Raw genomic sequence first — 20,244 nt, forward strand, 5'->3', positions numbered from 1 at the left:
TTCACGCGTGTCGGACGGTTGTCGGGAGCCCGACCGGGGGCCGGTGCCCCAGGCGTTCGGTTTTGGTCTGCAGGTAGCGCACGTTGTCGGTGGTCGGCGCGATGTGCAGCGGCGTGGTCCGCAGGATGCGGGTGCCGTAGGACGCCAGTGCCGACTCCTTGTGCGGATTGTTCGACATCAGATTCACCGAGCGGATCCGCAGGTCGGCCAGAATCTTCGCCGCCATGCCGAAGTCACGCGCATCGACGGGCAGTCCGAGGGCGGTGTTGGCGTCGACGGTGTCGTAGCCGCGTTCCTGGAGACCGTAGGCACGCAATTTCTGGACCAGCCCGATGCCGCGCCCTTCGTGGCCGCGTAGATAGATCACCACGCCTGCGCCGACGCCGGCGATCTCGGCGAGTGCCTGGTCGAGTTGCGGACCGCAGTCGCAGCGCCTGGAGCCGAACACGTCGCCGGTCAGGCATTCCGAATGCACCCTGACCAGGACGTCGTCCTGGTCCGCGACGACGCCGAGGGTCAGGACGAGGTGTTCCGGACCGTCCGCCCCGGCGACGGCTACGGCCTCGAAGGTCCCGTGCGGGGTGGGCATGCGTGTCGCGGGGCTGCTGACGACAGGTGCCTGCCACCGGCGGTAGCGGACAAGGTCGGCGATGGCGAGCTTGTGCAGGCCGTGCTCGGCACAGAACTCGTCGAGGGCGGCGCCACGGGCCATGGTGCCGTCGTCGTTGACAATCTCGCAGATGGCTCCGGCCGGGCGCATCCCGGCCAGCGCGGTCAGGTCGACCGCAGCTTCGGTGTGCCCGGGGCGTTCGAGTACGCCGCCTGGGCGAGCCCGCAGCGGGAACACGTGCCCGGGACGGGTCAGCTGTTCGGGGCGGGTGTCGGCGGCGGCGAGGAGCCGGATGGTCCGGGCCCTGTCCGCGGCCGAAATCCCGGTGCTGACCCCGTCGCGGGCGTCGACGCTCACCGCGTAGGCGGTGCCTTTGGGATCCTCGTTGTCCGTGCACATCGGGGGCAGTCGCAGTGCGTCGAGCCGGTCAGCTGCCATCGGCACGCACAACACCCCGGAGCCGTACCGGATTGTGAAGGCGACGAGTTCCGGTGTTGCACACTCGGCGGCGAAGATCAGGTCGCCTTCGTTCTCGCGATCGTGATCGTCGACCACGACTACGGCGCGTMCGGCAGCGATCTCGCCGAGGGCGCGTTCGACGTCCGCGACGAACGCCGGGGCCGAGGCCGGGACTGTCTCGAATATCTGCTCGGTCATCACCGCTCACCGCCCGTGGTGGCGGGTGTCGGGTCGGCGATCGCCGAACCCTCGGTGCCGACCTCGGCAGCGAACTTCGGCTGGCGACGAACGCCGGGGAGGTGGTAGGTGAGCATGTACACGCCCGCAGCCACCACGAAGCCGACGACATAGGTCAGGTCGCCCCATTCGGGATGGTGAACGGGGACCCAGCCCTGGTAGAAGGACAGGTTCCAGAAGGGGACGGAGGCTACGACGCCCGCGACCCAGGCGAAGAATCCCCAATTCAATACGCGCGTCTCGTCGTACAGTTCGTCGACTCGGGACTTGTCCTTCCGCCCACCGACGAAGTAGTCGAGGAGCAGTGCCGCCCCGAACGGGGCGATCAGGTAGGCGCCGAGGAACAGGAAGTTCTTGAACTTGGCCTCGAAGCCCGCACCCGCCCAGAGACTGATGACGTAGGCGAGGACGCAGATGACGATGACTGCCGTGCGACGGCTGACCGGAATCCGCAACGTCTGCACCGAAATTGCGCCGCCGTAGACATTGAGGAAGTTCTGGGAGAAGGAGGACAACAGGACGACGATCAGCGCCACGGGCGCCCACGAACCGGTCAGGCGTGCCAGGGCCTCGATGGGTTCTTCGCCCGAGACGGCCGATCCTCCGAGCAGTGCGCCGGCGATGCCCAACCAGGTCAGCGTGATGAAGTTGCCGGCGAGGGTGTAGGTGCCCGCACGCTTGGCAGTGCCGTCGTCGTCGGGAAGGTAGCGCGAGTAGTCGGACGCGAACGGCCACCAGGCGATGAGGAACGACATGAAGAACCCGGCGAAGGTGATCCACCCACCGGTGCCGCCGATGTAGTACGGCGCATCGGGGTTGGCGTCGAAGCCGACTGCGTCGCTGTTGGTCACCGACACGACGGTGATGAGGACGAACCCGAAGAACAGCACGAACGACAGGATCTTCTGCAGGAAGTGGATCATGTTGTACCCGAAGACGGCTACAACCAGCTGAATGCTGACGAGCACCAGGGCGGAGAGCCAGAAGGGGATGCCGGGCGCGAGCTCATGGAGGGCCTGGGCGCCGAGGATGATCGTCACGGCGGCCCATCCGATGCCGGCGAAGACGTTGATGTAGGCGACGGGGACGAAGTTCCCGAAGAAGCCGAGGGGGCCTCGCGACTGGATCTGCTGCGGAACACCGAGTCGGGCGCCCATCTGCGACAGGATGCCCATGACGGCCGCGCCGACGAGGGAGCCGAGCACGATCGCGGTCACCGCCGACGTCAGCGAGAGTCCGAAGCTGACGGCGGAGAAGCCCAGCACCATGATCGGGAAGTTCATGCCGGCGGCGAACCAGATGGAGAACTGGGAGCGGGCGGTGCCGTGCCGTTCGACGTCGGGAATGTGGTCGACGCCGTACGGCTCGACCGCGGCGACCTTGCTGCGGTATCGGCGGTCTTCGGTGTCTGCCGAGGGAGTCTGAGACATAATGACCTCTCTGATTGCCATGATGTATGGCAGAGAACGTTGTGCAGATCACTGTGCAGAACCGTTGCGACGAAGTCAACCCCGTCATCAACCCTTCATGCGGGTCATCTCGCCGTAATCATCTGACAAAGCCGGTGAACGACGGAAACGCCCACTCTCGACCGTGGTCCGCGCCTTGCCCTGTTGTGCGCGGGGACTGTAGATTGGCAATAATTGCCATGCAAGATGGCAGTCCCGTACGGAGGAGTGAGGATGGTCGTCGCGTCGACCCGAAAGCTTGTGACCGCCAATTTCCAGGAGCAGGTGGCCGACGGACTCCGTCAGATGATCATCAGCGGCGAGCTCGGGCCGGGTGACGCGCTGTCCGAGGTGAATCTGGCCGAGACCTTCGGTATCAGCCGAACCCCCGTGCGCGAGGCACTCAAGCAACTGCAGATCGAGGGGCTCGTGGAGATCCGGTCAAGGGTCGGAACGTTCGTCGCCGCCCCGTCCCGGCGCGAGATCAACGAGCTGTTCGAGATGAAACAGCTCCTCGAGGGCGCCGCCGCCAGGTTGATGGCCGCCCGCGGAAACATCCCTGAACTGGAGGCGATGAGATCCAACGTCGCCGACGCCGACGCAGCTGTCCTCGCAGGCGACACCGCACGGTACGCCGAGCTGGTCCGTGAGTTCCACGAGATCCTCATCGTCGGCGCCGACAACGGCAAACTCGCCACCCACTATCGAATTCTGATGAATCAGTTGGCTTACGGGCGGCTGGTGAAGACCTCGCTCGCACAGCCCGGACGTTCCCTGGACTCCGAGCGCGAACACCATCGCGTGCTCGACCTCATCATCGCCAAGGACGGCGCGGGCGCCGAGAAGCTCATGCGCCACCACGTCCAGGCAAGTCACCACGCTGTGATGGCCGGGTTGGACGCCGCCGGACCGGCGCGCTGACCGACACGTCCCGAGAACGCCGCGGGCCTACCTGATCGACAGGTGGGCCCGCGCTCGTCTGTGTCCTCGCCGCCGGGGCGGAGGCGGGATCATCCCAGGGGGTCGAGAGACCCTCCGTCGAAGAACTTTCCGGCGCTGTAGATCATCGGAGTCTGTTCGCTGACTGCGGCGTGCAGGACGCGGCAGATGAACACTGTGTGGGTGCTCGCCTGAAGCCGCTCCCGGATCTCGACCTCCATCTGTGCGCTACTGAGGTCGATCAACGGACTCCCGGAGGGGCCGGGCCGCCAGTTCAGGCCCGCGAACTTGTCGTCGGACTTCGATGCGAACTTGGCGACGACGTCCATCTGGGCCGTGGACAGGATGTTGATCGCGAGATGATCGGCGCGGAAGAGGCAGTCGTGGGTGTTGGACGTGCGCTGCACGCAGACCATCACGGTCGGCGGGTCGAGCGAGATGCTGGCAAAGGCGTTGACCGCCAGCCCCTTCGGGGTGTCGCCGTCCATCGTGGTGATGACGGTGACGCCGGTGACGAACTGGCGGTTGACCTGCTTCATCAGATCGAGGTCAACGGTGTGCTGAAGCTGTGACATGGTGTGCTCCGGGTAGATGTCGTGGTCAGTCTTGGCCGACGGTGATGATGCCGAGCGCGGACAGAAGTGCCCGGGGATCCCAGGTCACGAATTCTTCGACGATGCCGTCGCCGTCGAAGCGGGCGAAGGTGGCCCCGCTGACCTGGACACGCTTGCCGGTCGTGGGAATGCCCAGGAATGCGCCGGTATGCGTTCCGGCGCTGTGCCAGCGGATCGCGGCTCGGTCGTCTTCGAGAATGATGTCGTCGATCGTGGTCTTCAGATCGGGGAAGGCGGCACGCGTCGACAGGATGGAGGCCTTGAACGTCTCGCGGTCCTGAGCGGGTCCGTGGGTGCCGTGGCGTTGGTAGTGCGGGCCAAGGAGGGTATCGAAGGCGTCCACCTCACCGCGGTCCCAAGCTGCGTCCCACACCTTCACGATCAGCTCGCGGCGGGCGGTGTTGTCGGTCATTTCATGCGCTCCTTACGGTCGGAAACGAGTTCTTTCCAGAACGACACCGTCAAGCCGGCGACGATCACGAGGAAGGGAAGGGACGTCACGATCACGGTGTTCTGCAAGGCATTCAGTCCGCCTGCAAGCATGAGCACGATCGCGGTGACGCCGGTGAGTATGCCCCACAGGACGAGGACCCAGCGGGCCGGGGTCAGGGAACCGTTCGAGGTCATCATGCTCAGCACGTAGGTGTTCGCATCGGCGCCGGATACGAAGAACACGACGACGAGAATGACAGCGATCACCGATGTCGCTGTGGCGAACGGATAGTGCTCCAGCGTCGCGAAGAATGCGCTGTTGATGTCTGCCGCGGTGCGCTCGGCGATGTCGCCGCCCTCGTACATGTCGATGTGGATGGCGGTGCCGCCGAACACCGTGAACCAGGTGAAGAAGACGGCGCTGGGCACGACGAGGACTCCCATGATGAAGCCTCGGATGGTGCGCCCGCGTGAGATACGGGCGAGGAAGACACCGACGAACGCGCCCCAGGACACCCACCAGGCGAGCATGAAGTACGTCCACCACTGCATCCACTCGAGATCGCCGAAGGCCGTACCCTGCAAACTCATCCGGAAGAAGTCGCTCGCCCACGTACCGAGGGACTCGATGTACAGGTTCGCGACGAAGACCGCCGGGCCGACGATCAGGATGAAGACGAACAGGGCGATCGCCAGGGCGGTGCTGCACTGGCTGAGAACCTTGATGCCCTTGTTGACACCGGTGACGGCGGACAGCGTGAACAGCGCGGTGACGACGGCGATGATCATCACCTGTGAGACCGAGTCCACCGGCGTTCCGAACAGGCTGGCCAGTCCGTTGTTGACCTGCAGCGCGCCGAGTCCGAGCGAGGTTGTGGTGCCGAACAGCGTGGCGAACACCGCGAGCACGTCGATCGTCTTGCCGAGGGGACCGTTCACGCGCTCACCGAGCAGGGGATAGAACAGCTGGCTCACCAGTGTCCGCCGTCCCTTCCGGTGCGTGGAGTACGCGATGGCCAGGCCGAACACCGCGAAGATGGCCCACGCGTGCACGCCCCAGTCGAAATAGGAGTACTGCATGGCGYGCACGGCAGCCGAGGTGGTATTCGGCTCGGCGAGACCGTGCGGCGGCGAGGCGAAGTGCGAGATCGGTTCGGCGACACCGTAGGAGATCAGCCCGATACCCATGACCGCGCTCAGGATCATCGCCAGCCAACTCGGCGTGGAGAATTCCGGTTTCTCGTCGTCCCGGCCGAGCCGTAGATCGCCGGCGGGGCTGAATGCGAGAAACACCAGGAAGACCAGGATGCACAGCGTCACCACCAGATACGTCCAGCCGAAGGTGGACGTCATCCAGTTGAGCGAGTCGGACGTGACCTCGTTCAGGTTGTCGGTGAATGCGACGGCCCACACGACGAACAGTGTCGAGACGCCGACAGACATCCAGAAGACGCTGCCGAGCCCGTTGTCGCGGAGCCGATTCCTGCGCGGCACTTCGCGGGCGTGGCCCGGACCTCCTGCGCTGAGGAGGGCGACGTGTGTCGATTCGATGGTCGGGTTGCCCGCGTTCGGTTCCGGTGCGGCGGGACGGTGGCTGGATATGGGGGTCGTCTGTGACGACGGGCCGCTACTCGGCTGCTCTGCCATGCAACAGAGTATTAGGCGCGTCACATCCCGTGTCAACGGCTGAGCAGCTTCGCGGCAAGTCGGCCGTATGGAACTCTGCTGGAAAAAGTGGCTTTCAGCTGCGGCTATGGCCTCGTCTGGTCGACGAACGGGCGATGAAAACGACTATCGAGGACCGGTTGCTCTTGACCGTTGTGCGGCCGGTGATTACTGTACGTTGTATGCAACAGCGGAATCGGAAACGTATCGAGGCGGGCATCGGCATCCGCAAGTTGTCGCTCTATCGCGAGGAGACGGTGCTCGAGTTGGGGAAGGCCCCCGCCAGCCCGGTTTCTCGCGCCAGCGTCGCAGCTGTGGTCGCGAACCCGTGGGTGGGCACCGGTGTCACCACCGATCTGTCGGCGGAAGTCGGTGAAGTCGCGCCTCTGCTGGCGAAACTGCTGACCGATCGGCTCATCGATGCGCTCGGCGGCGCAGATCGGATCGAGGCCTTCGGCAAGGCTGCGATCGTCGGTACCGCCGGCGAGATCGAACACGGTGGCGCGCTGATCCACACGCCGTACTTCGGGAATCTCATGCGCGAGTTCCTGCAGGGGGAGTCGATCATCTGCTTCGCGGACACCAGGGCCGAGGCAGGCGAAGAACTGATCGTCCCGATGTGGCACAAGGAGCACGCCGCCACCCGAAGCCACTACCAGACCGTGAGTGCGCGAGTGCCGGACGCACCGCGCGCCGACGAGATCGTCGTCATTGCTGCCGCATCGACCGGCCCCCGCCCGCATCCGCGCATCGGAGACCGCGCAACCGACCCCGCTATCACCGCTCAGACTCTGGAGGCAGTCCTTTCATGAACGTTCGCAAGATCATCACGATCGTCGAAGAGATCCTGACCGAAGGCGGTCGACCGGTGTCGCCCGCCGCCCGCGTGGCCATCGTGGCTGCCGTCATCGAAAACCCTTGGTCGGGGCAAGGTTACGTCGAGGACCTCGGTCCGGGCATCGACCAGACCGCGTCGGCGGCGGGTGCACTGCTGGCGCCGAAGGTGCTCGAGGCGCTCGGCGCGCCCGCCGAGGCATACGGCAAGGCCGCGATCGTGGGATTGAACGGGGAGATCGAGCACGGCTCGGGTCTGATTCACACGCTGAAGTTCGGTGACCACTTCCGCAAGGCTGCGAACGCGACGACCCTGCTTCCCGCCGTCGAGAAGCGCGGGCCGGCGGGCATCGTGTTCGACATCCCGCTCAAGCACATCACCGACGCGACGATCCGCTCCCACCACCAGACGGTGGAGGTCCGGATCGCCGATGCGCCGCACCCGAACGAGATCGTGATCGCGCTGGCGGCCGCTGCGCAGGGACGCCCCCAGCAGCGCCTGGCACCGCTGACGACCGAGCAGTAGTCGGCACCTCCCATGAGCAAGCCAACCATGGTGCTGCTGCACGGCGTCGGGCTCGATCACACGATGTGGGAGCCTGCCGCCGCGTTGCTCGCGGACCGGTACACGCTGATCACTCCCGACCTCCCCGGGCACGGCTCGCGGCCTCCGGCCGGTGCGGGCACCACGCTGGCAGACCTCGCCGAGGGTGTGGCCGGCGAGATCCCGCCGGGCTCGCACCTGGTGGGTTTCTCGCTCGGCGCCCTCGTCGCCCAGTACCTGGCACTGCACCGCCCCGAACTGGTGGCGACCCTGACATCGGTGAGTTCGGTCTGCCGCCGCACCGACGACGAACGGGCGGCCGTCCTCGCCCGATTGACGACCGCCGAGGCGGACTTCGCGGCCAGCGCCGCGGCATCGCTCACGCGCTGGTACGAGGGCACGCAGGTCGGGGAGGACTGGGTTCGCCGAACGCGGGAGACGTTGTCGGCGAACGATGTCGCATCCTTCGTCAACTGCTATCGCGTCTTCGCGACCGGGGACGCCGAACTCGGCCCCGCCCTGTCCACGATCACCGTTCCGGCGTTGGCCGTGACGGGCAGTGACGATCCCGGGTCCACCCCGGAGATGACACATCGACTCGCAGCGGCGTTGCCCGACTGCCGGTCGGTGATCATTCCCCGTGCGCGGCACATGCTTCCCATCGAGCGTCCCGAAGCGCTCGTCGACTGCATCACCACTTTCATCGGAGAGCACGCACATGTCTGATCTCGAACAGCTACAACACTTCATCGGTGGAGAGCGGGTCACGCCGAAATCCGGTGAGTACTTCGAGAGCACGAACCCGGCCACTCGGCAGCCGCTGTACCGGGCGGCCCGCGGCAACGCTGCGGACATCGACCGCGCCGTGGCGGCAGCGAAGGCGGCGTTCGAGGATTCGCGATGGCGCGATCTCAGTCAGACGCGCCGCGGGCATCTGCTCCGCCGTCTCGGCGACCTCATCGGTGAGAACGCCGAAGAACTTGCCCGGATGGAGGTTCTGGACAACGGCAAGCTTCTGCGTGAGATGCGCGGGCAGCTGGCCTCGTTGCCCGAGTATTACTACTACTACGCCGGATTGGCGGACAAGATCCAGGGTGACGTCGTCCCGACGTCCGACCGCAAGGTGCTCAACTACACCTCGCGTGAGCCGCTCGGTGTGGTCGGGGCGATCACCCCGTGGAACTCTCCGCTGACACTGACGACCAGCAAGCTGGCGCCCGCACTGTGCGTCGGGAACACCGTCGTCATCAAGCCGTCGGAATACACGTCGCGGTCTGCACTGCGACTCGCGGAACTGACTGTGGAGGCGGGCTTTCCCGCGGGCGCCGTCAACGTCGTCACCGGGTTCGGAGCCGAGGCCGGCCAGGCCCTGGTCGACCACCCGGATCTGGCGAAGATCTCGTTCACCGGGAGCACGGCAACAGGCGCCCGAATCGCCGCGGCGACCGCGAGTCGTTTCATCGGCTCGACGCTCGAGCTCGGTGGGAAGTCGCCGAACATCGTCTTCGACGATGCCGACGTGGCGAACGCGTCGATGGGTGTGGTTGCGGGCATCTTTGCGGACGCCGGGCAGACCTGTATCGCGGGAAGCCGGGTGTTCGCCCACCGTGCCGTCTACGACGAGCTGCTCGAACGCGTCGCCGAGCGCGCCAAGACGATTCGGATCGGCGACCCGCTCGACGACGCGACCGAACTCGGACCGCTCGCCTTCGCGGACCAGCGCGACAAGGTGGCGGGTTACGTCGATCTCGGCCGCAGCGAGGGAGCCCGGGTCGTCACCGGCGGAAACGCCTGCGACGGAGGCGGGCTCGGCGGCTACTTCTACGAACCGACAGTCCTCGTCGACGTCGACAACGACATGCGCGTCGTCCGTGAGGAGATCTTCGGTCCGGTTGCGGCGATCATGCCGTTCGAGACCGAGGAGGAAGTGATTCGGCTCGCCAACGACACCGAGTACGGCCTCGCCGCCGGTGTGTGGACGACGAATCTGTCGCGGGCCCATCGCATGGCCTCGCGGCTCGAAGCCGGCACGGTCTGGGTGAACACCTACCGGGCGATGTCGCCGATGTCGCCGCGCCAGGGTTTCAAGAGCAGTGGTGTCGGCATCGAGCACGGCACCGAGACGATCAAGGAGTACACCCGGCTCAAGAGCGTCTGGATCAACACGAGCGAAGATCCCGTCGCGGATCCGTTCACCATGCGGAGCTGACCGTGCGCACTCCAGCATCACGATCGGCCGGGTCCGCACACCGCTGGATCCGCACATTGACCACACGATTTGCAGAGGAGGAACAGCTATGAGGTTTTCGCTGTTCGTGCACATGGAGCGTTGGGACGAGAGCGTCACCCACCGCCAACTGTTCGAGAACCTGACCGAGCTGACGGTGATGGCCGAGGCCGGCGGATTCGAAACAGTGTGGATCGGTGAGCACCACGCGATGGAGTACACGATCGCGCCCAGCCCCATGCCGCTGCTCGCGTATCTGGCCGGCCAGACGTCGACGATCCGGCTCGGCGCGGGCACGATCATAGCCCCGTTCTGGCACCCGATCCGCGTCGCGGGCGAGTGCGCGCTGCTCGACGTCATCAGCAACGGGCGCATGGAGGTCGGGCTGGCCCGCGGCGCCTACCAGTTCGAGTTCGACCGCCTCGCCGGCGGACTGCCTGCCGGCGACGGGGGCAAGCACCTGCGCGAACTCGTGCCCGCGGTCCGCGAACTGTGGAAGGGGGACTACGCGCACGACGGCGAGATCTGGCAGTTCCCGACGTCGACGAGTGTGCCCAAGCCCGTGCAGAAGCCGATGCCGCCGATGTGGGTGGCCGCTCGTGATCCGGCCTCACACGACTTCGCGGTGGCACAGGGATGCAACGTCATGGTGACCCCGCTGATGAAGGGTGACGAGGAAGTCGCCGACCTGAAGGGCAAGTTCGACACCGCCGTCGCGAACCACCCCGAGGTGCCGCAGCCGGAGATCATGGTTCTTCGCCACACCTACGTGCATCCGGCCGACGATCCGGAGGGCTGGCGGCCCGCTGCCGAAGGCATCCAGAAGTTCTATCGGACGTTCGACGCCTGGTTCGGGAACAAGACCGATCCGGTCAACGGCTTCCACGATCCCAGCCCCGAGTCGAAGTTCGCGGAACGGCCCGAGTTCTCCCCGGAGTCTCTGCACAAGACCGCGATGATTGGAACGCCGGAAGAAGTCATCGACCGTCTGCGGTACTACGAGGAGCTCGGCATCACCGAATTCAGCTTCTGGACCGACAACACCCTCTCCCACGAGGAGAAGCGCAAGTCCCTCGAACTGTTCATCAACGAAGTGATCCCCGCCTTCCGCTGATGCCGGCCTGGGTCCTGCCCGACCGTGTGCACCGCGGGCGGGCGGGACCATCGGTCTCGACGAGCAGGGTGCGTCGGCGATGTACGGTTGACATGCAAGATACATGACACAGTGCTGGAGGGGACCGATGGACGTCGCGACGTCGCGAAGACTCGACACGAGCAACTTCCAGGAACGCGCGGCCGACGGACTGCGGCAGATGATCATCTCGGGCGAGTTGGCACCCGGGCAATCGCTGTCCGAAGTCTCCCTCGCCGAAACCTTCGGGATCAGTCGCACACCGATCCGCGAGGCCCTCAAGCAACTGCAGATCGAGGGGTTGGTCGAGATCCGCCCTCGGGTCGGCACGTTCGTCGCTGTGCCTTCCCGGCGTGAGATCAACGAACTCTTCGAGATGAAGCAACTCCTCGAGGGCGGTGCCGCACGCTTGATGGCCGCCCGCGGGGAAGTGCCCGAACTCACCGCCATGAAGGCGAATGTCCGCGAGGCCGACGCCGCAGTGGAGGCGGGCGACACCGAGCGCTACGCCCAACTGGTCCACGACTTCCACGAGATCCTCATCGCCGGTGCGGACAACGGGAAGCTCGCCACCCACTACCGGCTCCTGATGAACCAACTCGCCTACGGGCGACTCGTGAAGACCTCACTCTCGCAACCCGGCCGGTCACTCGAGTCCGAACGCGAACACCACACCGTCCTCGAATTGATCATCGCCAAGGACGGCATCGGAGCCGAGAACTACATGCGACGTCACGTCCAGGCCAGTCAGCAAGCGCTCATGTCGCAACTCGACAGCTGATCGAAGGCCTTCCCCCGGATCCGATTGTGAGAACGATCCACCTGTCCGATCCCGCTCGCCGGACGGACGCTGCGGCTTACGATTGAGATTCAAGCCCTGCGGCTCATTCCCTCTGATCGCGTGCCCAGCCGAGTACATCCCACGGAATCCGACAGCCGGTCTCGCCAAGAGAGCGAGTAGCCGGTGCGTCGAGTATCGGAGGGATGCAATGAGTGCAACACCCACTTTGAAGAAGGCGCTGAGCCAGCGGCAGCTGACGATGATTGCGATCGGCGGGGTGATCGGCGCAGGCCTGTTCGTCGGCTCGGGTGTCGTCATCGGCGACACCGGGCCGGGGGCGTTCATTACCTATGCGCTTGCCGGGGTCCTGATCATCATGGTCATGCGGATGCTGGCCGAGATGGCGGTGGCCAACCCGTCGACCGGATCGTTCGCCGATTATGCCCGCGCCGCGTTGGGCAACTGGGCCGGCTTCTCCGTCGGCTGGTTGTACTGGTACTTCTGGGTGATCGTCGTCGGTTTCGAGGCGATCGCCGGCGCGACGATCATCCAGTACTGGATCGACATCCCGTTGTGGTTGTCGGCGTTGGTTCTGATGATTCTGATGACGGCGACGAATCTGTTCTCGGTGTCGTCGTTCGGTGAGTTCGAATTCTGGTTYGCCGGGATCAAGGTGGCCGCGATCGTGGTGTTCATCGGGCTGGGCACACTGTTCGTGTTGGGGGTGTGGCCGAACAAATCGCTCGATTTCTCGAACCTGTGGAGCCATGACGGGTTCCTGCCGTTCGGCGCCATGGCCATCACCGTCGGTGTGGTGACGGTGATCTTCTCCATGGTCGGCGCCGAAATCGCGACGATCGCGGCCGCGGAATCGGCGGATCCGGAGCGGGCGGTGACCAAGGCCGCGAACTCGGTGATCGTGCGGATCGCCGTGTTCTTCGTCGGCTCCACGTTCCTGCTGGCGACGATCCTGCCGTGGAACGACGAGGAGGCGGCCGCGTCCCCCTTCGTCGCCGCGTTCACCGAAATGGGGATCCCGTACGCCGACCACATCATGAACGCCGTGGTGTTGACGGCGGTGCTGAGCTGTCTCAACTCGGGCATGTACACCGCCTCACGCATGTTGTTCGTGCTCGCTGCGCGCCGGGAGGCGCCCGCGCAGCTGGTCAGGGTGACCCGGCGCGGGGTTCCTGCCATCGCGATACTCGCGTCCTCGGTCGTCGGTTTTCTGTGCGTCATCGCCGCGGCAGTCTCACCGGACACCGTCTTCGTCTTCCTGCTGAACTCCAGCGGTGCGGTCATCCTGTTCGTCTACCTGCTCATTGCCGTCTCCCAGATCGTCCTGCGTTACCGCACCCCGGACTCGGAGCTTCGGGTCAAGATGTGGCTGTTCCCGGTGTTGTCGATCATCACCGCGGCCGCGATCGTGGGGATCCTGGTGCAGATGTATCTGCAGGACGACGTGCGGTCGCAACTGATGCTGAGCCTGTTGTCGTGGGCCGTCGTCATCGTGCTCTTCCTCGCCAACAAGTGGTTCGTGGGCCGGCGACCCGTCGTGGAAGGGGTCGCGGCGACGACACGACCGCACCGCGTGCTGGTGCTCGCGAACCAGACCGTCCAGTCCAAGGAAATGCTCGACGAGCTTCGTCGCATCGACGCGGATCGGGATGCCACCTACTTCGTGGTCGTGCCTGCCAGCCCGATCGAGACCGGAACCGCCGCCACCCACGGTCCACTCGACGTCGCGGAAGCGACCCGAGAGGTCGCACAGCGGCGGTTGGACGACACGCTGGCGACACTCCGCGCGGAGAACCTCGAAGCCGACGGCGAGTTGGGCGACTACCGGCCGCTGCGGGCCCTGGCCGCCGCCGTCGACTCGTTCCGTCCAGATCAGATCGTCATCTCGACACTGCCACCCGAAGAGTCGGTGTGGCACCGCTTCGACGTCGTGGACCGCGCACGCGCCGAGCACAGCGTGCCGGTGACGCACGTCGTCGTCACCCCGGTCGCCGCAGGGAGAGCCCCCCGATGACGATCATCGCCGGCTTCAGCTCGAGCCGTCAGGGCACCGCACCCCTCAACCTGGCGGTGCAGATATCACGCTGGACCGGCGACAAGGTTGTGGCCGCGGCGATCGTGGAACGGCCGTGGCCGGCGAAAGACGACCCCATCGAACGCGAATACCTGGGCTACGTCACCGAGCAGGCTTCGCACGCCCTGGACAGGGTGGTCGGCCAGCTGCCCGGGGGCCCGGACATTCCCCGCATCGTCCACCAATCCGATTCCATTCCAACAGGGTTGATCGAACTCGTCACCGCCCACGACGCGCGTCTCGTGGTTGTCGGGTCGTCGTCGTCCGGGCTGCTGGGCAGGGTGACGCTGGGCAGCGTCACCGAACGGCTGGTCCACACCGCAGCGGTGCCCGTCGCGATCGCTCCGCGCGGCTACCCGCCGGTGCCGGAGTCGATCCGCCGGATCACCGTCGCGTACGGAGGCGAGGCCGACGTGAACGGCCTCGTTGCCGCCACCGCCGAACTGGCGAGGCAGTGGCCGGTGCAGTTGCGAATCGTGTCGTTCACGGTGCGGCCGATGACGATGTTCGGCGGCGCGATCGAGCGATCGACGGAGGACCTCGTCGTACAACAGTGGGCTCGCCGGACGCGCGCCGATATCATCAAGCAGCTCAACGCAGTTCGCGCCCGAATTCCGGTTCCCGACGTGGACGTCGTGGTCGGCAGCGGCCACGACTGGCGCGAAGCGGTGGAGGCCGTCTCCTGGGAAGCCGGCGACATGCTGGCGCTGGGTTCGGGCGCGGCCGGACCCGCGGCCCACGTATTCCTCGGCTCGGCCGCCTCGAAGATCCTGCGTCACGCTCCGGTGCCCGTGCTGATCGTTCCCAGAAACAAGGTGACGGCCTAGGCGTCGTTCGTGCCCATCCGGGAGAAAACATGCCGTGAAACGACTATCCCGCTCGTTCATGGGTACTACTTCCGTACCAATCCGTGTCGCAGGGGAGGGACCATGACAGCCGAGAACGAGGGTCACCGCACCGACGTYGACAAGGCGTTGCTCGGGCACACCACCTATCGCAGCCTCGGCGAACAGCATCTCTCACCCGCCGAGGAGCGATTCGAGAAGGGCCGCCGCACGATAGGGCTGTTTCTCGCACCACTGATCACGATCGCGTTCCTCGCCCTGCCGATCGACATCCCGCCCAACCAGCAGACGTTGGCCGGCGTGCTGCTCGGCGTCATCGTGCTGTGGGTGACCGAGGCGGTGCCGATCCCGATCGGCGGGCTGCTCGGGGTGGCGATCGTGGTGTTTCTGGGCGTGGCGCCGGCCGACGAGGTCCTCGCCGCGTTCGGGTCGTCGACGATCTTCACGTTCATCGGAGCGTTCATCCTCGCCCAGGCGATGCTCAAACACGGCGTCGCACGGCGCTTCGCGTTTCGGATCCTGACCCTGCCACGTGTAGGCCAGTCCACCACCGGAGTGATCGTCGCGTTCGGCGCGATCACGTGCGGGCTCTCGGCGTTCGTATCCAACACCGCGACCGTGGCCATGCTGCTGCCCACCGCCCTGGGCATCCTCGGCGTCATCGCGAAACTCATGCAGCGCCGCGGCGTCGTCGCAGCGGACTTCGACCCGTTGCGTCTCCGGGTGGGTGCCGCGATCATGCTGATGCTCGCGTACAGCGCAAGCGTGGGCGGCCTGCTGACACCGGTCGGGAGCCCACCCAACCTCATCGGACGCGGGCTCATCGAAGAGGCCACGGGGGAGCGGATCAGCTTCGGGCAGTGGATGGTGATGGCCATCCCGATCTGCCTGCTGATGTTCATCGCGCTCGCCATCATCCTGCTGCGCCTCAACAAGCCCGAGATCCGGCGCATCGAGGGCGTCGCCGATTACCTGGCGGAACAGCGCGCGGAAATGGGTCCGCTGTCGCGTGCCGAGAAGAACACGCTCATCGCGTTCGGAGTGACGGTGACGCTGTGGATCCTGCCCGGTGTCGTCGCGGTGGTCGCCGGCAACGACTCGGACCTCTACGGCACGATCAGCGACCGACTCGACGAGGGCATGGTCGCGGTCTTCGGGGCGGCGTTGCTCTACCTTCTGCCGACCGATTGGGAGAATCGGGAGTTCACGCTGACCTGGCGGGACGCAGCGAAGATCGACTGGGGCACGATCGTGCTGTTCGGCAGCGGCATCATCTTCGGCGCACTGCTCGCCGACACCGGACTCGCCGAGACGATCGGCACCTCCGTCGCGGACTCGCTGGGCCTGACCAGCGTCGTCGCCATCACCGTCTTCGCGGTGCTGCTGGCCATCGCCGTGTCGGAGACGACGAGTAACACGGCGTCGGCGGCGGTCGTGGTGCCGATCGTGATCCCGGTGGCGTTGGCGGCCGGGGTCAACCCCTTCGTGCCTGCGCTCGCGGCCACGTTCGCCGCATCGTTCGGCTTCATGCTGCCGGTCTCGACGCCGCAGAACGCCGTGGTCTACGGCTCCGGAGCCGTCCGGATCACCACGATGATCCGGAGCGGAATCACCTTCGACATCGTCGGCGCAATTCTGATCATCGTCTTCCTGCCCTTGATGATCGGAGTGGTCGGCCTCGGCGGTGGGTGATCAGTCGATACGGACTCCCAGTACCCGAAGGGCCAGTTCCTCGATTTCGTCTCGGAACCGCGGTCGGGTGTGCAGGTGCCGCAACCGCGAAAGGTCGTTGACCAACCCGATCGCGGCGAGCACCGTAGTCCGGGTTTCGTGGGTGTCGGTGCCGAGGAGATGTACCCACTCGTCGATGTACTCGCGTTGAGCCGTGCGTGACTGCGACTGTGCCTCTTCGGGTAAATTCGTCGACTCCTCGATGAGGATGCCGATGGCACTGTCGGGTGCCGACACGGCCGAGGCGTACGAGTGCACCACCAGAGCGAGCGCGTCCTCGCGGGAGCGCGCACCGGCAAGCGCCTGGACCAACCCCATCCGCAGGGACTCGGTGCCTCGGACGAGGATCGCCTGGAGCACCTCGGCCTTGCCGGAGAAGTAGGTGTAGATGCTCGAACTCGCCATCCCCGCGGCGGCGCCGATGTCGTCCATCGTCACCGACTGGTAGCCGCGCCGCCTGAACAGGGAGATGGCGGCGGTCAACAGGGTTTCACGACGGGAAGCGTGAGCGAAGCCGGAGACGTATGCCTCCTCGGCAGGTATCTCCTCGGCGTGCCGGATCGGAGCGCTCCGCAGCCGTTCGCACAGCTCCAGCAGCAGGCTCTCCAAGCGTTTGCGCGGCAAGGTCGTTCGGTGCCGGGCGGGACTGAGGGCGACGCTCGACATGGCCCAGGCCAGCAAGTCGGCGTCCGCAGTGGTGAGGTCGGGGCGTTCGGAGCGGAGGGCGTCGGCGATGCGTGCCGGGACCGACTGAACGGCCGTCCGCACCTCGGCCCGGCGTTCGGGAGCGAGGTGGCGGGCTTCCTGGTCGAAGAGGACCGCGCGGAAGTCGTTGTCGAGGCAGTAGCGGAACAGGGCCAGACAGTTCGAGGCCGAGTCCTCGGGGTCGACGTCGTCGAGGGTGGCCGTGATCGACGAGGCGGCATTGAGTATCGCCTGTGCCAGAAGGTCCTGCTTGTTCGGGAAATGGCGGTACAGCGCCCCCGCGGTGATTCCCACCGCGGAGGCGATGTCCTCCATGTTCACCCCGTGGTAGCCGCGTCGCCCGAATTGCTCTCGGGCCACCGTGATGATCTGCGCTTTACGGTTGCGCGGCCGCGGCGTCTTCTTGGCGGACGGCTCGACAGCAGGTGTGTCGTCCGATGTGTCGATCGTCATTGCAGCCTCGGGGTGTCAGTGCGCGGTGCGGTCGGCCAGGTCGGAGAACTGCCGGCGGAGTTCTCTCTTGAGTATCTTGCCAGCCGGCGAGACCGGCATCTGCTCCACGATCGTGATGCTCCGTGGCGACTTGTACCCGGCGATCAGTTTCTTGGAGTGGGCTCGCACGTCGTCGCAGGTCAGTGACGTGCCAGGTTTCATCACCAGAAACGCGTGCACCCGCTCGCCGAACCGATCGTCGGGAACACCGATCACCGCACACTGCACCACATCGGGATGAGAGGCGAGAGCATTCTCGACTTCGGTCGAGTACACGTTCTCTCCCCCGGAAATGATCATGTCCTTCAGTCGGTCCACCACGAACAGGTAGCCGTCCTCGTCCATGTAGCCGCCGTCGCCGGTGTACAGCCAGCCGTCGCGCAGCGCCGCCGCGGTCTCTTCCGGTCGATTCCAGTAACCGGTCATGATGTTGCCGCCGCGGGCGATGATCTCGCCGACGTCGCCGCGGGGAAGTTCGTTGCCACGGTCGTCGACAACCCGCACCTCGACGTGACCCATCGGCCGACCGGCCGAATTGAGCCGGGTGGCCGCGTGGTGGTCGTCGGCGCTGAGCGAGGTGAGTCCGGGGCCGGCCTCGGTCATCCCGTAACCCTGCACGAAATCAGCTTTCGGGAAGGCGCGCTGGGCCTGGCGTAGCAGGGTCTCGGAGATCGGGGACGCGCCGTACTGAATTGCGGTGATGCTGGACAGGTCGCGGATCTCGCGCTCCGGGTGGCGCAGCAACATCTGGATCATGGTCGGTACCAACAGCATCGAGTTGATCCGCTGCTCTTCGATCAGTCGCAGCGCCGCGGCCGGTTCGAACGACGGCAACATCACCAGGATGCCACCGGCGATGTTCTGGCCGTTCCAGCTGGCCAGTGCAGCGAGGTGGAACATGGGTGCGGACAGCAGGGCGCGGCCGCCTGCGACGGCGGTGTGGTTGGCGGCCAGCGACCCGAGGCTCGCGGTCATCAGGTTGAGGTGGGTGAGCATGACGCCTTTGGGGCGGCCGCTGGTACCACCGGTATAGAAAATCCCTGCCAGGGTGTCTCCGCCCACGCGCAGGTCTTCGACGGGTTCCGCGGTGGCGACCAGGTCTTCGTAACGGAGAAGCCCGTCCGGTGTCGGTTGGTCGCCGCAGTGCACCACTGCTCGCAGCGACGGGAAGAATGTGCGAATCTCGTCCAGCAGCGGTACGAAGGTGTCGTCGACCAGCAGTACCGCCGTCTGTGAGTCTTCGAGGGCGAACGCGATCTCGGCGGCGCTCCAGCGAGTGTTGAGCGGGTTGACCACGCCGCCTATCCACCAGGTGGCGAAGAAGTACTCGTGGTACCGGTCGGAATTGAGCGACAGCATGCCGACGCGGTCGCCGACCCCCACACCGAGACCGAGCAGAGCGCCCGCGAGGCGGGCGACCCTGTCTCCGGTCTCGCTGCTGGTGTGGATGCGGTCCCCGCACACGGTCATGGGCTGGTTCGGGCGTTGCTGCACCGCGCGATGCAGTGACTGAGTCAAGTACATGGGGACCCCTCCTGTCGGGGATGGTTAGCGGCTGCCGCCGTCGCAAACCAGGCACTGGCCGCTGACGTAGTCGGTCTCGGGCAGGCACAGGGCGAACACTGCGCCCGCTGCCTCGTCGGGACGGCCGGCCCGGCCCAGCGGGATGGACCGCTCGGCTGCGGCGAGCAGCTGCGGGTTGACGCCGACCTTGATCTCCCGGCCTTCGACGTCGATGGTGGCGTTGCCGTCCGCCGACGCCTCCGTCAGGCGGGTGTTGATCAGGCCGTAGGCGACCGCGTTGACATTCACCCGGTAGCGGCCCCACTCGCGGGCGAGGGTCTTGGTCAGTCCGATGATGCCGGCCTTGGCGGCGGCGTAGTTGGACTGGCCGGCGTTGCCGACGACACCGGCGTTGGAGGAGATGTTGACGACCTTGCGGTGGTAGTCGGTCGGGTTCGCCTTGATGTACGGCTGCGCCGCGCGCAGGATCCGGAACGGTGCCTTCAGGTGCAGATCCAGGATGGTGTCCCACTGCTCGTCGGTCATCTTCTGGATGACGTTGTCCCAGGTGAAGCCGGCATTGTTGACGATGATGTCGAGGCCGCCGAAGGTGTCGACGGCGGTGGCGACGAAGCGGTCCGCGAAGCCTTCCTCGGTGACGGAACCGATACTGGCGACGGCCTTGCCGCCGGCTGCGACAATCTCCTCGACCGTCTCCTTGGCCGGGCCCGGGTCGAGGTCGTTGACGACGACGCTGGCGCCCTCGGCCGCGAACTTCATGGCGATGGCACGGCCGATGCCGCGGCCGGATCCGGTGACGATGGCTGTCCTGTTGTCGAGCTTGCCCATGAGCGGGACTTCCTTTCGGTGGTGTGGCGAAGGTCAGGCGGCGACGACGGCGTCGCCGCGGAGGGTGACCGTTCCGTCGGCGAGGGTGACGGTGAGGTCCAGATG

Annotated in this window: 18 protein-coding genes; 10 read left to right on the top strand and 8 right to left on the bottom strand. The window is 65.9% G+C overall.

The annotated features are described in order from the left end of the window. Position 1: 1 nt before the first annotated feature. On the bottom strand, positions 2–1,267 hold the full coding sequence (locus AC1D1G_RS09090) for a bifunctional 3,4-dihydroxy-2-butanone-4-phosphate synthase/GTP cyclohydrolase II (RefSeq protein ID WP_477951782.1): 1,266 nt from the start codon (positions 1,265–1,267) through the stop codon (positions 2–4). Next, entirely contained in the window at positions 1,267–2,736 is a 1,470-nt protein-coding gene (locus AC1D1G_RS09095) for a purine-cytosine permease family protein (RefSeq protein WP_265146498.1), read from the bottom strand. The genes AC1D1G_RS09090 and AC1D1G_RS09095 overlap by 1 nt, the downstream gene beginning before the upstream one ends. Before the next feature lie 252 nt (positions 2,737–2,988). Here AC1D1G_RS09095 and AC1D1G_RS09100 point away from each other — a divergent pair, with 252 nt between their 5' ends. Next, the gene (locus tag AC1D1G_RS09100; RefSeq protein ID WP_242322567.1) at positions 2,989–3,675 is read left to right on the top strand and encodes a GntR family transcriptional regulator; all 687 of its coding nucleotides are present in this window, start codon (positions 2,989–2,991) and stop codon (positions 3,673–3,675) included. An 89-nt stretch (positions 3,676–3,764) separates the two neighbouring features. Here AC1D1G_RS09100 and AC1D1G_RS09105 read toward each other — a convergent pair whose 3' ends face one another. The 3 genes from AC1D1G_RS09105 to AC1D1G_RS09115 are packed head-to-tail and all read right to left on the bottom strand — an operon-like array spanning position 3,765 to position 6,182. Beyond that, the gene (locus tag AC1D1G_RS09105) at positions 3,765–4,268 is read right to left on the bottom strand and encodes a flavin reductase family protein (RefSeq protein ID WP_477951783.1); all 504 of its coding nucleotides are present in this window, start codon (positions 4,266–4,268) and stop codon (positions 3,765–3,767) included. Positions 4,269–4,293: 25 nt separating this feature from the next. Beyond that, complete coding sequence (locus AC1D1G_RS09110; RefSeq protein ID WP_242322569.1) at positions 4,294–4,719, bottom strand: ester cyclase; 426 nt, start codon at positions 4,717–4,719, stop codon at positions 4,294–4,296. After that, on the bottom strand, positions 4,716–6,182 hold the full coding sequence (locus AC1D1G_RS09115; RefSeq protein ID WP_477951784.1) for a BCCT family transporter: 1,467 nt from the start codon (positions 6,180–6,182) through the stop codon (positions 4,716–4,718). Before AC1D1G_RS09115 ends, AC1D1G_RS09110 begins: the two co-directional genes overlap by 4 nt. A 170-nt stretch (positions 6,183–6,352) precedes the next feature. Here AC1D1G_RS09115 and AC1D1G_RS09120 point away from each other — a divergent pair, with 170 nt between their 5' ends. The 9 genes from AC1D1G_RS09120 to AC1D1G_RS09160 all read left to right on the top strand — a co-directional run bounded on the left by AC1D1G_RS09120 (position 6,353) and on the right by AC1D1G_RS09160 (position 16,551). After that, positions 6,353–7,216, top strand: a complete 864-nt coding sequence (locus tag AC1D1G_RS09120; protein WP_477951785.1) for an amino acid synthesis family protein — start codon at positions 6,353–6,355, stop codon at positions 7,214–7,216. Then, positions 7,213–7,764 carry an amino acid synthesis family protein gene (locus AC1D1G_RS09125; RefSeq protein WP_242322572.1) on the top strand — a complete coding sequence of 184 codons (552 nt, stop codon included), beginning with the start codon at positions 7,213–7,215 and terminating at the stop codon, positions 7,762–7,764. Before AC1D1G_RS09120 ends, AC1D1G_RS09125 begins: the two co-directional genes overlap by 4 nt. A 12-nt stretch (positions 7,765–7,776) precedes the next feature. Further along, entirely contained in the window at positions 7,777–8,508 is a 732-nt protein-coding gene (locus AC1D1G_RS09130; RefSeq protein ID WP_265146496.1) for an alpha/beta fold hydrolase, read from the top strand. Then, entirely contained in the window at positions 8,501–9,991 is a 1,491-nt protein-coding gene (locus AC1D1G_RS09135; RefSeq protein WP_477951786.1) for an aldehyde dehydrogenase, read from the top strand. Before AC1D1G_RS09130 ends, AC1D1G_RS09135 begins: the two co-directional genes overlap by 8 nt. A gap of 88 nt (positions 9,992–10,079) precedes the next feature. After that, complete coding sequence (locus AC1D1G_RS09140; RefSeq protein WP_317568621.1) at positions 10,080–11,123, top strand: LLM class flavin-dependent oxidoreductase; 1,044 nt, start codon at positions 10,080–10,082, stop codon at positions 11,121–11,123. Between the two features lie 127 nt (positions 11,124–11,250). Continuing rightward, a complete protein-coding gene (locus tag AC1D1G_RS09145) occupies positions 11,251–11,922 on the top strand; it encodes a GntR family transcriptional regulator (protein ID WP_283351158.1) in 672 nt (223 codons plus the stop codon). Positions 11,923–12,130: 208 nt separating this feature from the next. Next, positions 12,131–13,954, top strand: coding sequence for an amino acid permease (locus tag AC1D1G_RS09150; protein WP_317568622.1), 1,824 nt, complete (start codon positions 12,131–12,133; stop codon positions 13,952–13,954). Beyond that, complete coding sequence (locus AC1D1G_RS09155) at positions 13,951–14,841, top strand: universal stress protein (RefSeq protein ID WP_317568623.1); 891 nt, start codon at positions 13,951–13,953, stop codon at positions 14,839–14,841. Before AC1D1G_RS09150 ends, AC1D1G_RS09155 begins: the two co-directional genes overlap by 4 nt. A gap of 102 nt (positions 14,842–14,943) precedes the next feature. Then, complete coding sequence (locus AC1D1G_RS09160) at positions 14,944–16,551, top strand: SLC13 family permease (RefSeq protein WP_317568624.1); 1,608 nt, start codon at positions 14,944–14,946, stop codon at positions 16,549–16,551. Here the strand turns inward: AC1D1G_RS09160 and AC1D1G_RS09165 are convergent, their stop codons facing one another. The 3 genes from AC1D1G_RS09165 to AC1D1G_RS09175 are packed head-to-tail and all read right to left on the bottom strand — an operon-like array spanning position 16,552 to position 20,139. Next, entirely contained in the window at positions 16,552–17,748 is a 1,197-nt protein-coding gene (locus AC1D1G_RS09165; RefSeq protein ID WP_477951787.1) for a TetR/AcrR family transcriptional regulator, read from the bottom strand. It abuts the gene before it with no gap. 15 nt (positions 17,749–17,763) lie between these two features. After that, positions 17,764–19,311 carry an acyl-CoA synthetase gene (locus AC1D1G_RS09170; RefSeq protein WP_477951788.1) on the bottom strand — a complete coding sequence of 516 codons (1,548 nt, stop codon included), beginning with the start codon at positions 19,309–19,311 and terminating at the stop codon, positions 17,764–17,766. 24 nt (positions 19,312–19,335) lie between these two features. After that, on the bottom strand, positions 19,336–20,139 hold the full coding sequence (locus AC1D1G_RS09175) for an SDR family NAD(P)-dependent oxidoreductase (RefSeq protein WP_005254396.1): 804 nt from the start codon (positions 20,137–20,139) through the stop codon (positions 19,336–19,338). Between the last annotated feature and the right edge of the window lie 105 nt (positions 20,140–20,244).

It is taken from the genome of Rhodococcus sp. P3_B8, assembly GCF_056402775.1.

Bases quoted from the DNA above. Each gene is read 5' to 3' on its own strand.
- AC1D1G_RS09095 (WP_265146498.1), bottom strand. From the start codon at position 2,736: ATGTCTCAGACTCCCTCGGCAGACACCGAAGACCGCCGATACCGCAGC.
- AC1D1G_RS09100 (WP_242322567.1), top strand. From the start codon at position 2,989: ATGGTCGTCGCGTCGACCCGAAAGCTTGTGACCGCCAATTTCCAGGAG.
- AC1D1G_RS09105 (WP_477951783.1), bottom strand. From the start codon at position 4,268: ATGTCACAGCTTCAGCACACCGTTGACCTCGATCTGATGAAGCAGGTC.
- AC1D1G_RS09110 (WP_242322569.1), bottom strand. From the start codon at position 4,719: ATGACCGACAACACCGCCCGCCGCGAGCTGATCGTGAAGGTGTGGGAC.
- AC1D1G_RS09125 (WP_242322572.1), top strand. From the start codon at position 7,213: ATGAACGTTCGCAAGATCATCACGATCGTCGAAGAGATCCTGACCGAA.
- AC1D1G_RS09130 (WP_265146496.1), top strand. From the start codon at position 7,777: ATGAGCAAGCCAACCATGGTGCTGCTGCACGGCGTCGGGCTCGATCAC.
- AC1D1G_RS09135 (WP_477951786.1), top strand. From the start codon at position 8,501: ATGTCTGATCTCGAACAGCTACAACACTTCATCGGTGGAGAGCGGGTC.
- AC1D1G_RS09140 (WP_317568621.1), top strand. From the start codon at position 10,080: ATGAGGTTTTCGCTGTTCGTGCACATGGAGCGTTGGGACGAGAGCGTC.
- AC1D1G_RS09145 (WP_283351158.1), top strand. From the start codon at position 11,251: ATGGACGTCGCGACGTCGCGAAGACTCGACACGAGCAACTTCCAGGAA.
- AC1D1G_RS09155 (WP_317568623.1), top strand. From the start codon at position 13,951: ATGACGATCATCGCCGGCTTCAGCTCGAGCCGTCAGGGCACCGCACCC.
- AC1D1G_RS09165 (WP_477951787.1), bottom strand. From the start codon at position 17,748: ATGACGATCGACACATCGGACGACACACCTGCTGTCGAGCCGTCCGCC.
- AC1D1G_RS09170 (WP_477951788.1), bottom strand. From the start codon at position 19,311: ATGTACTTGACTCAGTCACTGCATCGCGCGGTGCAGCAACGCCCGAAC.
- AC1D1G_RS09175 (WP_005254396.1), bottom strand. From the start codon at position 20,139: ATGGGCAAGCTCGACAACAGGACAGCCATCGTCACCGGATCCGGCCGC.